The sequence below is a fragment of the Sphingomonas sinipercae genome, assembly GCF_011302055.1.
GTDB lineage: Bacteria > Pseudomonadota > Alphaproteobacteria > Sphingomonadales > Sphingomonadaceae > Sphingomicrobium > Sphingomicrobium sinipercae.
In genome coordinates, this window is record NZ_CP049871.1 from 709,429 (window position 1) to 724,181 (window position 14,753).

Annotated in this window: 11 protein-coding genes; 5 read left to right on the top strand and 6 right to left on the bottom strand. The window is 64.2% G+C overall.

All coding sequences use genetic code 11. The features are described 5' to 3' along the window. Positions 1 to 39: 39 nt before the first annotated feature. Positions 40 to 453, top strand: a complete 414-nt coding sequence (cdd, locus tag G7078_RS03645) for a cytidine deaminase (protein ID WP_166093095.1) — start codon at positions 40 to 42, stop codon at positions 451 to 453. Between the two features lie 23 nt (positions 454 to 476). Here cdd and G7078_RS03650 read toward each other — a convergent pair whose 3' ends face one another. Both G7078_RS03650 and G7078_RS03655 read right to left on the bottom strand, forming a co-directional pair. Further along, complete coding sequence (locus tag G7078_RS03650) at positions 477 to 1,853, bottom strand: ATP-binding protein (protein WP_166093097.1); 1,377 nt, start codon at positions 1,851 to 1,853, stop codon at positions 477 to 479. Beyond that, positions 1,850 to 2,566 (bottom strand): response regulator, encoded by a 717-nt coding sequence (locus tag G7078_RS03655; RefSeq protein ID WP_166093100.1) that lies wholly within the window; start codon positions 2,564 to 2,566, stop codon positions 1,850 to 1,852. The genes G7078_RS03650 and G7078_RS03655 overlap by 4 nt, the downstream gene beginning before the upstream one ends. 125 nt (positions 2,567 to 2,691) lie before the next feature. Between G7078_RS03655 and G7078_RS03660 the strand changes: the two genes are divergently transcribed. Beyond that, positions 2,692 to 3,570, top strand: coding sequence for an ABC transporter ATP-binding protein (locus G7078_RS03660; RefSeq protein ID WP_166093102.1), 879 nt, complete (start codon positions 2,692 to 2,694; stop codon positions 3,568 to 3,570). A gap of 11 nt (positions 3,571 to 3,581) precedes the next feature. Next, complete coding sequence (locus tag G7078_RS03665; protein ID WP_166093104.1) at positions 3,582 to 7,172, top strand: ABC transporter permease/M1 family aminopeptidase; 3,591 nt, start codon at positions 3,582 to 3,584, stop codon at positions 7,170 to 7,172. A gap of 19 nt (positions 7,173 to 7,191) precedes the next feature. On the opposite strand, the gene G7078_RS03670 is transcribed toward G7078_RS03665, so the two are convergent. The 4 genes from G7078_RS03670 to G7078_RS03685 all read right to left on the bottom strand — a co-directional run bounded on the left by G7078_RS03670 (position 7,192) and on the right by G7078_RS03685 (position 11,076). Next, positions 7,192 to 8,136, bottom strand: coding sequence for an isopenicillin N synthase family dioxygenase (locus tag G7078_RS03670; RefSeq protein ID WP_166093106.1), 945 nt, complete (start codon positions 8,134 to 8,136; stop codon positions 7,192 to 7,194). Positions 8,137 to 8,217: 81 nt separating this feature from the next. Further along, positions 8,218 to 9,492, bottom strand: coding sequence for a NupC/NupG family nucleoside CNT transporter (locus G7078_RS03675; RefSeq protein ID WP_166093109.1), 1,275 nt, complete (start codon positions 9,490 to 9,492; stop codon positions 8,218 to 8,220). A 31-nt stretch (positions 9,493 to 9,523) separates the two neighbouring features. Beyond that, positions 9,524 to 10,093, bottom strand: a complete 570-nt coding sequence (locus tag G7078_RS03680; protein WP_166093111.1) for an LOG family protein — start codon at positions 10,091 to 10,093, stop codon at positions 9,524 to 9,526. Further along, entirely contained in the window at positions 10,090 to 11,076 is a 987-nt protein-coding gene (locus tag G7078_RS03685; RefSeq protein ID WP_166093113.1) for an adenosine kinase, read from the bottom strand. Before G7078_RS03685 ends, G7078_RS03680 begins: the two co-directional genes overlap by 4 nt. An 82-nt stretch (positions 11,077 to 11,158) precedes the next feature. On the opposite strand from G7078_RS03685, the gene G7078_RS03690 reads away from it, so the two are divergent. Continuing rightward, positions 11,159 to 11,836, top strand: a complete 678-nt coding sequence (locus G7078_RS03690; protein ID WP_166093115.1) for a queuosine precursor transporter — start codon at positions 11,159 to 11,161, stop codon at positions 11,834 to 11,836. Positions 11,837 to 11,995: 159 nt separating this feature from the next. After that, entirely contained in the window at positions 11,996 to 14,638 is a 2,643-nt protein-coding gene (locus tag G7078_RS03695) for a TonB-dependent receptor (protein WP_166093117.1), read from the top strand. The last annotated feature ends 115 nt before the right edge of the window (positions 14,639 to 14,753 follow it).

The window sequence follows — 14,753 nt, forward strand, 5'->3', positions numbered from 1 at the left end:
GGATTGCTTCGCTCCGCCGCCAATGACAAGGACTTGGCGATGAACGATGACGAGTTGATGGCCTTGGCGCGCCAGGCCGCGGGCAGGGCCTATGCGCCTTATTCGAAGTTCAATGTCGGCTGCGCGATCGAGAGCGCGGACGGGGACGTGGTCACCGGCGCCAATATGGAGAATGCCTGCTACCGGCTCGGCATCTGCGCCGAGCAGAGCGCGCTGACTGCCGCGCAGCATCGGTTCGGGCTCGACAAGGTCGCGCGGATCGCGGTTTCGGGCGGCGAGGGGCCAATGGTGTGCACGCCCTGCGGCGGTTGCCGGCAGGCAATCCTGGAAGCGGCCCAACTGTCCGGCCGCGATGTCGAAATCCTCTGTTCGAGCGGCGATGGCAGCGTGGTCGAGCGGTACAGGATCTCGGCCCTGATACCGCACGGCTTCGGGCCCGCGAACCTGGATTGAGCCTGCGTTAGAGGGAAGCGCCGCTAGTCAGCATCTTCCGGCTCGCGTCTTCCGGCTGAGGCGGCGGGAAGGCGCACATGGACTCGAACGCCCTTGGGCGAGCGGTTGGTCAGCCAGACATCGCCGCCGTGCGCCCGGGCAATTCCGCGAGCCAGGGCAAGGCCCAGTCCGACCCCTCCGGTTGCCGGATCGCGGGTCGAGTCCCCCCGCTCAAAGGGCGTGAAGACCCGCTCGAGCGAATCCTCGCTTATTCCGGGGCCATCGTCATCCACCAGCAGGAAGGCCGAGTCGCCGTCCCGGCCGACGCTGCACCGGGCGCTTCCCGCATATTTGATCGCATTCTCGATGATGTTGGAAATCAACCGGCGCAGCGCCAGCGGGTCGGCTTCAACCTGAACCGGAAGCGCTTCGGCAACGGTGACGTCGGCGCCGGAGTCCGACCAATCGTCGGCGGCGGAGTGAACGAGCGCGGAAAAGTCGAGGCGGTGCCGGTCGTCTCGCTCCTCGCCTTTCACGAATGCCAGGACTCCCCCGATCATCGAATCCATGCGCTCGATATCCTGGACGATCCGATCGCGATGGTCGGCGGGCGCATATTCGGCACGAAAGCGAAGGCGCGTCAGTGGCGCCCGCAAATCGTGCGCAATGGCAGCAAGCAGCTTGGTTCGCTCCTCTACCGCGCCGCGGATCCGGCGCTGCATCTCGCTCAGCGCTTGCGCGGCGGTGCGCACTTCGCGCGGGCCGGCGACCGCGAAGGTGGCGTCGGGATCGCCGCGCCCGGCGGCTTCGGCAGTCTCGGCAAAGGCACGGATCGGGTTCACCACACGCCGAGTGAAGGCCCAGGCCATGGTGATGAGCACCAGCGCGCTTGCGGCGAGCCAGCTGAGCAGGAACTTGCTTATCCCGAGCCATTCGATCGGATCGCTGACGACGACCCACCGGCCGCTTTGCAGGCGGGCCGCCACCGCGGCGTCCTCGAACGAGGTGGCTCCGCCGCGTGCATAAGGCTCGGTCGGCAACTCGTTTTCCGGCAGCTTCGGCTCGGCGAGCCGCAGAAGCATCATGCCGCCCGGTATCGGAACCTGCTGTTCCACCCGGATGTCGGCGGGGTTCATCCTGAGCGACTGTGCGACGGTCAGCTGGATCCGCCGTTCCAGCGGATCGTCCTTCTCCCAGCCTTCGGGCGGCGCATCGACGATCTTGACCGAAAGCCTGACGCGTCCATCGTCGGGCGGCGGCAGGCCCCGCAACGTATCCGCGATCTCGCTGATACTGAACGCACTGTGCGGCATAGGCACGAGCATCAACACCGCGAAGGTGGTCAGCTGCATGGCGACTACGGTCGTGACGACCAGCGCGAGCGTCTGGGCAAAGAGCGGGGCGCGGGACAGTCGGCTCATCGAAGCACCGGCTTGACCGCGAACATGTAGCCTTCGCTGCGCACGGTCGCGATGAGATCGGCGCCGCCATGATCGGCGAGCTTCTTGCGGAGGCGGCTGACCTGGACGTCGATCGCGCGATCGAAGACGTCGGACGTCGGGCCCCGCGCAACCTCGATTAGTTGGTCCCGGCTTAGGACGCGAAGCGGCCGCTCCAGGAAGGCGCTCAGCAGCCTGAATTCGCCCGACGACAGGGCGACCGTGATGCCGTCGGGCGAACGAAGCTCCCGCCGGCGGGGGTCGAAGCTCCAGCCCGCGAAGTGATAGAAGCCCGCGGCGGCCGGCTGCGCGCTTTCATGCCGGCGCAGGACTGCGCGGATCCGAGCCAGCAATTCGCGCGGGCTGCACGGCTTGGCGAGGTAATCGTCGGCGCCAAGCTCAAGGCCGACGATCCGGTCGGTTTCCTGGCCGAGCGCGCTTAGCATGATGACCGGGATTTGAGTTGCCGACAGGCGGCGGCAGATGGCCAGCCCGTCTTCGCCCGGAAGCATTAAGTCGAGCACGATCAGTGCGGGCCGCTCGGCGGCGATCTGTCGGTCCATTTCCACGCTGTTGCCGGCGGACGCGACGCGGAAGCCATGCTGGTCGAGGAAGTCCCCGATCAACTGCCTGATTTCCGGATCGTCGTCGACGAGCATGACGAGGTCCGCCTGCCCAACACCCGCTTGGCTCATGCGCCCCCTCTATGCGCTTCCCGTTTCGTCACGATTTCGGTCTTGCAACAAATCGCAACGATCGGAAATCCGGCCGCAATGTCGCACGGCCAGATGGCTCTCCCAGCCAGGGAGGACTCACACCGATGCTCGAGCTTCACGACGTAAGCCATGTCTATGCCAACGGAACCCGCGCGCTCGATCATGTGAACCTGACGATTCCGCGTGGCATGTTCGGGCTGCTTGGGCCGAACGGCGCCGGCAAGTCGACGCTGATGCGGACGCTGGCGACGCTTCAGACGCCGACCGAAGGTGCGATCAAGTTCGGCGATATCGATGTGGTGAAGGCGCCGGAGATGCTCCGCCGGGTGCTTGGCTACCTGCCGCAGGATTTCGGCGTCTATCCGCGCGTTTCCGCCTACGAAATGCTCGATCACCTGGCCGCGCTGAAGGGCGTCGCATCGCCCCGGGACCGCAAGGCGACCGTCGAGACGCTGCTGCAGCAAACCAACCTCTGGCAGGTGCGCAAGAAAGCGCTGACCTCGTTTTCAGGCGGGATGCGCCAGCGGTTCGGGATCGCGCAGGCACTGATCGGCAACCCCCGGCTGATCATCGTCGACGAACCGACCGCCGGCCTCGACCCGGAAGAGCGCAACCGCTTCCTCAACTTGCTGGCGGAAATTGGCGAGAACGTGGTGGTCATCCTGTCCACGCACATCGTCGAGGACGTGTCCGACCTGTGCCCGAAAATGGCGGTCATCGCGGACGGCCGGATCCAGCTTGAAGGCGCGCCGAGCGAGCTCATCCGCGCAACGCGGGGACGTGTATGGATGAAGCGCATCGCGCGCGGCGAGCTGGACGCGTGTCGCGAGCGATACACGGTCATTTCGACCCGCCTGTTCGCCGGCCAAACCATCGTTCACGTGCTTTGCGACAGCGACCCCGGCGACGGCTTCGCGCCGGTCGAAGGCGGCCTCGAGGACGTCTATTTTTCCACGCTCGCGCAATCGCGCCAAGCGGCTTGAGGGGTAAAGCGATGTTCGCCAGGATCGCCGCCTTCGAGTTCCGCTACCTGCTTAAGAATCCATTGCTGTGGATGACCGCCGCAGTGGTCTTCCTCATGCCGTTCGCATCGCTGGCGCTGGGCCTTGGGCTTGAGGAAGACTTCCTCGTCTTCAAGAACTCGCCGTACGAGGTGATCAGCAAATACCGCCTCATTTCCTGCCTGTTCATGTTCGCGACGACCGTGTTCGTTTCGAACATCGTGCTGCGCGACGACGAGACCGAATTCGGGCCAATCCTACGGTCTACCGGGATTACCAAATTCGATTATCTGTTTGGCCGCTTTTTCGGCGCCCTGGCGGTGGTCGCGCTGTGCCTGGCGCTGGTCAGCGTGGGGATCTGGCTTGGCTCCGTGATGCCGTGGATCGACCAGGCGACGGTCGGCCCCAACCGCATCGGCGACCACTTGTATGCTTACTTCCTGATTGGCCTTCCCAACGTCGTCATCAGCGCGTCTGTCTTCTTCGCGGTCGCGACCATCTCACGTTCGATGATGGGCACGTACCTTGGGCTAGTCGTGTTCCTCGGGCTCTATCTCACCCTGTTGAGCCTGCTCGGCGGCAGCTCCGAAACGATCCCGGGGTTCGCGATCGCCGAGCCATTCTCCGCCCGGGCATTCAATGACGCGATCCGTTACTGGACCACGCCCGAACGCAATTCGATGCTGCCGGATTTCTCCGGCGCGCTGCTTTACAATCGGCTGCTCTGGCTTGGCATCTCCGCAGGGTTTCTGGCCACGGCCTATTTCGGCTTCGATTTCGCGACGAGGCGTGGGTCGCGGCGCCGGCGCAAGCAGACGAAGATGGCCCGATTGGCAGCCGACGACGGGAAAGCGGCCGGCATTTCGTTGCCGCACCTGCCTTCGCCCCAGCACGGCCCGCGAGCTACCCTGGCCCTGTTGGCGGTGCGCACGCGCTTTGAAATGAAGCAGGTGCTGAAAAGTCCGGCCTTCATCTTGCTGATGGCCTGGGCGACGATCACGACGCTGTTCGTCCTCATCACGCAGCGCGACCCTGGCGGCAGGCCGGCCCACCCGGTGACGGTCACCATGATGGCGGACCTTCGCGACATCTTCCAAATCCTGCCGATCCTCGTCGTCGTCATCTACGCCGGCGAGCTGGTCTGGCGCGAACGCGACCGCAGGATGCACGAGATCGTCGACGCCGCACCGCATCCGAACTGGGCCTATGTCGTGCCGAAGATGGCGGCGATCGCCGCCGTCCTGTTCTCGATGTTCGTGGTCAGCGCGATCGCGGCCATCGCCACGCAGCTTGCACTGGGCTTCCCCCGGATCGAGGCTGCCACTTACCTGTTGTGGTATGTCCTGCCGATGACCTGGGACGCGCTCCTGGTCGCGGCGCTGACCGTTTTCATCCAGACGCTGACTCCACACAAATTCGTCGGCTGGGGCGTCATGGCGCTTTACATCGGCGCCAAGTTCACCGGTTACACGTTCGCGCACCATCTCCTCGATTATGCGAGCACGCCGCCCACGCCTTACAGCGACATGGATGGGATCAGCTCGTTCTGGCAGGGGCCGTTGGTCTTCCGGCTGTACTGGGGCGCGCTGGCGGCCTTGCTGTTGGTGGCCGCACACCTGCTTTGGCGACGGGGAACGGACACCCGGCTGAAGTCGCGGTTGCGGCTTGCTCCAGGCAGATTGAAAGGGGGGCCGCGGCTCGTTGCCGGCGGCGCGCTGCTGACCTTCGCTGCAACGGGCGCTTTTGCCTATTACAACACCAACATCCTCAACCGTTACGAAACGCCCGAGGCGAGCGACGCATATTCGGCGAGGTACGAGAAAAAGTACCTGAAGTTCGCCAAAATTCCCCAACCCTCGGTCGCGGACGTCAAGCTGGATGTGGCGCTCTATCCCCACCAGCGCCTGGCAACGGTCCAGGGCAGCTACCTGCTTCGCAACCTGACCGGCCAACCCATCTCGGACGTGCACGTTCGGGTCACCGACCGTGGCCTCGTGTTGAAGCAGGCGGAAATTGCCGGCGGCCGACTGGCCATGAACGACGCGGTGTTCGGTTATCGCATCTATCGCCTCGACCGGCCGATGGCGCCGGGCGAGAGCCGGGTCATGCGGTTCGCCACCGAGCGGCACCATCGCGGCTTCGCCAACGGAACGCCGAACACCCGGATCGTCGATAATGGGACTTTCTTGAGCAACAGCCAGTTGCTGCCGCTGGTCGGCGTGCGCACCCAGCCGATGGTGCAGGACGCGGCCGTCAGGCGCGAATTCGGCCTCCCCAAGCTCGGCCGGGCGCCGCTCGAGGACGAATCCGCGGCAGCGCTTCCGGCGGACGAGGCGTCGTGGGTCAATGCGGACATCCAACTGTCCACTAGCGCCGACCAGACGCCGGTCGCGCCGGGCCGGAAAGTGTCCGACAGCGTTCGCGGCGGCCGCCGAATAGCGCGCTTCGTTTCCGAAGCCCCGATCCGCAACAGCTTCGCGGTCCAATCCGCGCACTATGCGGAAAGGCACCGGCAGTATCGGGGCATCGACCTGGCGGTTTACTATCACCCGGCGCACGCTTGGAATGTCGGTCACATGCTCGACACGCTGCAGACCGCGCTCGATTATTATCAGGCCAATTTCGGCCCCTATCAGTTTAGCCAGGCCCGCATCGTCGAGTTCCCGAGCTATCAGTTCAACTATGCCCAAGCCTTTGCCGGGACGATCCCGAACGCGGAATCCCTGGGCTTCCTCGCCGACCTGAGGTCGCCTGAAGCACTGGATTACGTGTCCGGCAACGTCGCCCACGAAATGGCGCACCAATATTGGGGGCACCAGATTACCCCCGCCGCGGTCCAAGGCAGCCTGTTGCTGGTCGAATCGCTGGCCCAATATTCGGCGATCATGGTTGTGAAGCACACGCAGGACGAAGCGCACCTTCGTCGCCTGCTTCGCGCCCAGCTAGACAACTACCTCTCGGGCCGTGCCTGGGACCAGCACGGCGAGGTTCCGCTCGCCCGGCTCGAGACGCAGCAATATCTGATGTACAACAAAGGGCCGCTCGCGCTGTACTTGCTCCAGCAGCGGCTGGGCGAAGCTGCGGTGAACCGGGCGCTGCGTTCGCTGCTCGACCGTTTCCGGTTCAAGAGCGCGCCTTACCCGCGCTCCGTCGACCTGATCGGTGCGCTGCGGGCGCAGGCCAAGACGCCGGAGCAGCAGGCGCTGATCACCGATCTTTTCGAACGAATCACGCTTTACGACCTGAAGGTGACTGGTCCGACGGCTAGACGCCGTGCGGACGGAAAATGGGAAGTGACCGTGCCGATCCAGGCCCGCAAATTCTACGCGGACGCCGCTGGTGCGGAAAAAGAAGCTCCGCTGTCCGACGCGATCGAGATTGGTGTGTTCACCGCCGACCCCGGCAGCGGCGACTTCACCAAGCGAGACGTCGTCCTGCTGGAGCGCCGGCCACTCGAATCCGGCCGCCAGATCGTCAAGTTCGTCGTCGACCGGAAGCCGGTCTACGCGGGCGTCGATCCCTACGCTTATTACATCGACCGCAATGTCACCGACAACGTGGTCGAGATTGCGACGGCGAAATGACTGCCGCCTCCGGCAACGGTCAGGCCAGATTGATCTCGCGTAGCCGTTCCTGGAGGTAATCGTTGGCCGTGACCGGCGGCCACTTCGGTTCCTGACCTGCGGCGACCGTGCCGGGCAAGGGTTCGATCAGGAAATCGCTCCGGAAATGGAGGAAGAAGGGCATCGAATAGCGCGCATTGCTGGCACGGTCGGGCGACGGGTTGACGACCCGGTGCGAGGTCGAGCGCAGCCGCCCGTTGGTCAGCCGCTGCAACATGTCGCCGATGTTGATCACCATCTGCCCCGGCTTCGGCGAGACCGGGATCCAGCGGCCGTCGCGGGTCAGCAGCTCCAGACCGGCTTCCTCGGCGCCGAGCAGGAGGGTGATGGCGTTGATGTCCTCGTGCGCGCCGGCGCGGATATGCTCGCCGGTCGGCTCGGTCTGCGGCGGATAGTGGAGCATCCGCAACACCGAATTGCCCTCGCGGACGGCGTCCTCGAAATAGTTTTCATCGACGTCGAGGTAGCGGGCGATCGCCTTGAGCACCTTCAGCCCGACGCGGTCGAACGTCGCGAACAGCTCGGTGAACGTGTCGCGAAAGCTTTGCACCTCCGCTGGCCAGATGTTGTCGGGCATATGGTCCCGGAACTTATGGCCCTCGGGCAGGTCGCGGCCGACGTGCCAGAACTCTTTCAGGTCGTGCGCCTTGTGGCCCTTTGCGGTCTCGATCCCGAACGGCGTGTAGCCGCGCGCACCGCCACCGCCGGCAATGTGATACTCGTGCTTTTGCTCTTCCCGCAGCGCGAAGAAGGCTTTGGCTTTCTCTTCGGCGCGTTCGATCAGCTCGTCCGGGATGCCGTGGTCGCCCAGGACGGCGAAGCCAAATTCCTCAAAGCTCCGGCCGAGCTTGTCGGCGAAGGCGTCCGGGTCGGAGTCGGCGTCGCGCAGCGAGACCGAGGCGATGTTGTCTGCAGTAGTGGCCATGAGTCGCCTTTAACTGTCATTGCGACCGAAGCGAAGCACTCCAACGCCGGATGGCCGCGTCGCTGCGCCGATTGCCGTCGATCAGGGCAGCATCAAACCGGCGAGCGCTGCGCTCATCAGGTTGGCGAGACTGCCGGCGATCAGCGCGCGAATGCCCAAGCGGGCGATCACCGGCCGCTGGTTTGGCGCGAGCCCCCCGGTCACCGCCATCTGGATCGCGATCGAGCTGAAATTGGCAAAGCCGCACAGCGCGAAGGTGACGATGGCACGGCCGCGTTCGCTGAGGCCCGCAGCGGCGCCCTGGGCATTGCCAAGGTCGATGAAGGCGACGAATTCGTTGAGCACGATCTTGGTGCCGAACAGCCCGCCGGCGATGCCCGCTTCGTTCCAGGGCACGCCGATCAGATACATCACCGGCGCGAACACCAAGCCGACCAGGCGCTGGAAGCTGAGGTCGGGGACGCCGACCATGTTGCCGAGGCCACCGAGGAGGCCGTTGGCTAGAGCGACGAGGGCGACGAAAGCGAGCACCATCGCGCCGACGGCGACGGCCAGTTTGACGCCGGTCTGCGCGCCCTGAGCCGCCGCCATGATGATATTTGCCGGCCGCTCCCCTTCCTCGAAGGTTTCGGCGACATCGACCTGGTCTTCGGCGGATGCACCGCCGGCAAGCGGCAACTCATCAGCCGCTGAATCGTCGTCGGGCATGATGATCTTGGCCATCAGGATGCCGCCCGGCGCCGACATGAAGGCGGCGGCGAGCAGGTAAGGCAGGTAGGCCTCGCCAAGCAGCGCCGCATAAGCCGCCAGGATCGTTCCCGCGACACCGGCCATGCCGACCACCATCAAGGTGAACAGGCGGGCGGGCGGCAGGGCGGCGAGATAGGGACGCACGACCAATGGCGATTCGGACTGGCCGACGAAGATGTTCGCGGCCGAGCCAAGCGCTTCGACCCGGCCGATTCCGGTGATCCAGCCGATCGCGCCTCCGACCCAGCGGACGATGCGCTGCATGATGCCGAGATAGTAGAGGATCGAGACGAGCGCGGCGAAGAAGATGATGACCGGCAGGGCGGCGATCGCGAAGGTGTTGGCAAGCGGGTTGCTGGCGCTCGGCCCGAACAGGAATTCGGTGCCCTTGTTGGCGTAGCCCAGCAGGTTGGCGACGCCGCTTGCAAGCGTCTCGATGCCGGCGCGGCCCCAGTTTGTGTAAAGCACGAGGAAGGCGATGAACGCCTGTAACGCGAAGGCGGCGCCGACAACCCGCAGGCGAATGCCGCGTCGGTTGGTCGAAAACAGGAGAGCGATGGCCAGGATAACGACGACCCCGGCGATGCCGAGCAGCTTGCTGTTCATGAAAGAGCCCCTCCCCAAGGGCGAAAGATGCCTACCAGACCATGCCCTGCGTAGCGGCTGCGGCGGCTTCGTCCAGCTTTTCAAGCGCTTCGACCGGGGTGTCGGCGACAAGCAGCTGCTGGCGCCGCTTGGGTGACATGAAGCCGCAGGCGGCGGCGTGATCGAGGAAGGCAATCATACCATCCCAAAAGCCGTCGACATTGAGCAGGCAGAAGGGCTTGGCGTGGTAACCAAGCGCGTTCCAGCTCCACGCTTCGAATAATTCATCGAGCGTTCCGATGCCGCCCGGCAAGGCGATGAAGCCGTCCGCAAGGTCGGTCATCTTGGCCTTGCGCTCGTGCATGTTGGCAACCGTGTGGAGCTCGGTAACGCCGGTGTGCGCGACCTCCAGGTTGACCAGCGCCTCCGGGATGACTCCGTACACCCGGCCGCCTTGTTCCAGTACGGCGTCGGCGACGATGCCCATCAGGCCGAGACGGCCACCGCCGTAAACGAGGTCGACGCCGGCGCCGACCATCGTCGCGGCAAGGTCGCGCGCGGAATCGGCGAAGATGCTGCCGCTACCGGCCGCCGAGCCGCAATAGACCGCGACTCGGTTCACAGCCGAACCAGCTGCTTGAGGTCGGCCTCGGGACGAGCGCCGAAGTGGGAAATGATTTCCGCGGCGGCCTGCGCTCCGGCTTCGAGGCAGCGCTCAAGGCCGTGACCTCGGCTATGGGCGGTGAGGAAGCCCGCGGCGAACAGGTCGCCGGCTCCGGTCGTGTCGACCACCTTGTCGACCGGCGCCGCCGAAACCGTCACGCGGTCAGGTCCGCGCATGGCCAGCGCACCATCGGCGCCGCAGGTGACGACCAGCGTTTCCACTTTCGGCCGCAGCGCGGCCAAGGCGGTTTCGATGTCGTCGGTGCCGGCAAGCAACAGCGCTTCGTCCTCGTTGGCGAAGAGAATGTCGACGACGCCGCCGTCGATCATTCCCAAAACGCCCTCGCGACGGCCGGCGATGCACAGGCTCTCGGACAAGGTGAAAGCGACCTTGCGGCCGGCATCATGAGCGAGGCGTGCGGCGTGCAGCATCGCCTCGCGCGGCTTTTCCGGACCCCACAGATAACCTTCGAGGAAGGTGACCGCTGCGGAGCGGATCAGATCCTCGTCCAAGGCCGCGACGGTCAGCTCGTGGCTCGCGCCCGGGCTGGTGTTCATCGTCCGCTGCGCATCGGGTGTGACGAGGATCAGGCAACGCCCGGTCGGCAGGTCGTCTCCGATCGGCGGCGTGTCGAACCGGACCCCGAGCGCCCGCATGTCGTGGGTGAAAATTTCGCCGAGCTGGTCGCTCGCCACCTGGCCGATAAAGGCCGCCCGGCCGCCGAGCGCGGCCACGCCCGCCATGCTGTTGGCGGCCGAACCGCCGCTCATCTCGCGAGCGACGCCCATCGCGGAATAAAGGTCGTCGGCGGCGTCGGTGTCGAGCAGCTGCATCGAACCCTTGCGCAGGCCCCTTGCGACCAGGAAGGCGTCGTCGCAGGTCGCGATGACGTCGACGATCGCATCGCCGATGGCGACGACATCAAGGCTGCAGGAAGTCACGGACGCGTCGCCTAGCGGCGGGGTGTTGGCGCGGTCAACAGCAGGCGCTTGCGGTTGCGGGCAAAGCCGCTAGGCCTTCGCCATGGCAATCGAGACCAAAGCCGACGCCGGCACCCGCGACACCCTTATCAGCCGCTCCTTGTTCGCCTTCGCGATTTTCTATGGCGGCATGGTCTGCATTGCCGGCGTGCTTGGCAACAAGCAGGTGTCCCTCGGGCCGCTGGCGGTCGAGGCGGGCATCTTCGCCTTCCTGCTGCTGGTGGTGACGTCGAGCGCAGTCGCCGAGCTGCAGGGCCGGAGCACGGCGAATCGCCTGGTGATCATCGGCTTCATTCCGCTGCTCGTGTCGCTGTTGCTGACTCTTGTCGTGCTCTGGATCCCGGCGTCGCCGGAAATGGCCCCCGATCGCCTTGGCGCCTTCAATACGATGATGAGCGCAACGCCCCGGATCTGGCTTGGGGGCATCATCGCCTATGGGACGTCGCAGCTGCTCAACGTGACGATCTTTACCTGGCTCAAGCGCGAAGGCGGAAAGATGCTGTGGGCCCGGTCCGCGATCGCCAGCGTGCTGAGCCAGGCGCTGGACACGCTGATCTTCATCACCGTCGCTTTTTACGGCGTGTTCCCAATCCAGTCGCTGCTGTTCGGCCAGTTGATCGCCAAGGTGACCTTGTCGATCATCCTGGTGCCGCCATTGGTCTATCTCTTCGTCTGGCTAGGGCGCCGGCTGGACGGGGTTTCACGCACTACCCACAGCTAAGTTCCCAATCCGATTCAGAAATCAGGGCACTGTGGCCAAGCGGCAACAACCCGAATCGGATTCTGCTGCTAAGGGCGATTGTAATAGAAGTGACTTGGTAGCCGCTTAGCGGGTCGCCGCATCCCACAACCCATACTCGACTCGGGGGAGTTCATTCCTGTGAAGAAGATCGCATACCTGCTTTGCTCGTCGGCAGTCCTGGTTCCGACCAGCGCTTACGCGCAGTCCACCGGCACCGTGGACTTCGAAAAGGACACCATCGTCGTGACCGGCACCCGCCAGACCGACGTCGGTGGGATCAAGGCCCCCGACGCGACCAAGGCCAAGGCGGTCGTCACGCAGGAGATGATCAAGCGGGCTGGGCCTGGACAGACCGTGCTCGACGTCATCAACGTCGTTCCTGGCGTCAGCTTCCAGAACAACGACGCTTACGGCAACGCCGGCGGTACGCTGACGATGCGCGGCTTCGATTCTACCCGCATCAGCTACACGCTCGATGGCATTCAGTTGAACGACAGCGGCAACTACAACATCTACTCGAACTTCTCGATCGATCCCGAGCTGATCGAGCAGGTGAACGTCAACCTCGGCTCGACCGACGTCGACTCCCCAACTGCTTCGGCCGTTGGCGGCACCATCAACCAGCGGACGATCACGCCGACCAAGCGCTTTGGCGGACTGGTCAACACGTCGCTTGGCGAATTCGATTACCGCAGGTTCTTCGGCCGGCTCGAACTGGGCGAATTCACGCCGTGGGGCACGCGTGCGTTCGTCGCTGGCAGCACGTCCAACTACCGCAATCCGTTCAACAATTACGGCAAGCTCAACCGGCAGCAGTACAATGCCAAGATCTGGCAGCCGATTGGCGGCAACGGCGATTTCGTTTCGATCGCGGGCCGGTACAACCAGGATCGCAACAACTTCTTCGGCTCGCTGCCGCTTCGTACCGACCTCGACCCGCGCAACGGTTTTCCGACGAGCCGCAGCGAGCGCCAGTACAATATCACTTATCCGTGCACCACCGACGTCCCGCAGGCAGGTGTCCCGGATACGACTGCCAGCTGCGGCACCGAATTCGACCGTCGCTACAATCCATCGAACAGCATCAACATTCGGGGCAACTCGAAGTTTTCGATCACCGACAAGCTGACGCTCACCATTGACCCGAGCTTCCAGTATACCAAGGCCAACGGCGGCGGCACGGTCACCGGCCGCGAGGGCTTCTTCGTGCGCAACGGCGTCCAGTACACCGGCTTCATCGGCGGCGCCTACTGGTTTGGGCGCGACCTGAACGGCGATGGTGACGTTCTCGACACGTGCGTCCAAAACTCGAACAACAGCGGTGGCTGCGCATCCGGCTCGACTGCCAGCCGTGGCGTGACGTTGCTGGCACCGAGCCAGACGCGCACCCGCCGCTACGCTGCGGTTGCGAACCTGTCGTACGAGATCAGCCCCGAACATCTGATCCGCGTTGCCTACACGCACGATTATTCGAACCACCGGCAGACCGGCGAAGTCGGGCGGGTTGATTCAAATGGCGAACCGCTGGACGTTTTCCCGGTCAATGAGCCGCTGGTCGACGGCAACGGCAACGTCCTGCAGAAGCGCGACCGTCAATCCTATGCGATCCTCGACAAGTTCGCCGCCGAATATCGCGGTGAGTTTGGCCCGCTGACGCTAAACGTCGGTGCGGCGCTGCCTTACTTCACCCGCGATCTGGAGAACTACTGCTTCGCAACTTCGGCCGGCGGTTTCGTTGACTGCTTCGCCCAGGATCCGGAGCTGAACGCCGCTTACGATGCAGCGACGACGTTCCAAGGTCCGCAACGGCGTGTGCTGAAGTACCACAAGCTGCTTCCAAGCTTGGGCGCGATCTATGACCTTACGCCGCAGGTTTCGGCCTTCGCGAGCTACACAAAGAACATCTCGGTCCCGAGCACCGATAACCTCTACAACTCGTTCTTCTTCGCTCCGGACAAGGAAGAGGCAAAGCCGAAGCCGGAAACGACCGACTCGTTCGATGGCGGTCTTCGCTACCGCAGTTCGAAGATCCAGGCGCAGTTGGCGGGCTGGTACACCCGCTTCGATAACCGCCTCGCCTCGGCTTATGATCCGGAGCTCAACGACACCGTGTACCGGAACCTCGGCCGCGTGAATAAGTGGGGCATCGATGGCTCGTTTGCGTATGAGCCGGTCCGTGAGCTCACGCTTTATGCGTTCGGCTCTTGGAACCGTTCGAAGATTCAGGACAACATCCAGATCGGGTCGTTCGGGAACAACCCCAACGACCCTAATGACCCCACAAAGGTCAAAGACTGCGACAATCTGCCAGCGGGGGTGAATCCTCTACCGCTCGCGCGCAGCTGCGCATTTACGGCCGGCAAGTACGAGTCCGGTGCGCCGAAATATAGCTACGGCTTGTCGGCGGTAGGCCGTTTTGCCGGCTTCGAGCTTGGCGCGACGGCCAAGCGCACCGGCCCACGTTACGTTTACGACAATAACCAGCCGTTCTTCGTTAGCACGCTGGCTACCCCGACCACGCCGGTGACCCAAGCATACGGAGCCACCACGCCCGCCTACTGGCTGGTGAATCTCGATGCCCGCTACAAGCTGTCGATGCTCCGCGGGCTAGAAAACAGCTACCTTCAGCTGAACGTCTACAACCTATTCGATCAGCTATATGTCGGCGGCTTCCAGGGCGGCCTCAACGAGTCGGTCAGCGGCTCGGGTTACGGTAGTGCGCCGAACGTCCAGATCGGTGCTCCGCGGACGATCTCCGGGACGCTCAGCATCGCGTTCTGATTTCGACCCGACTCGGACAGCGAAAGGGGCGTCCCGCCGGGGCGCCCCTTTTTCGTGGGCTCGGCGCCACCTGCATTTTCATCAAGCGTAAATCAGTTTTGCTGGTATGACGGAC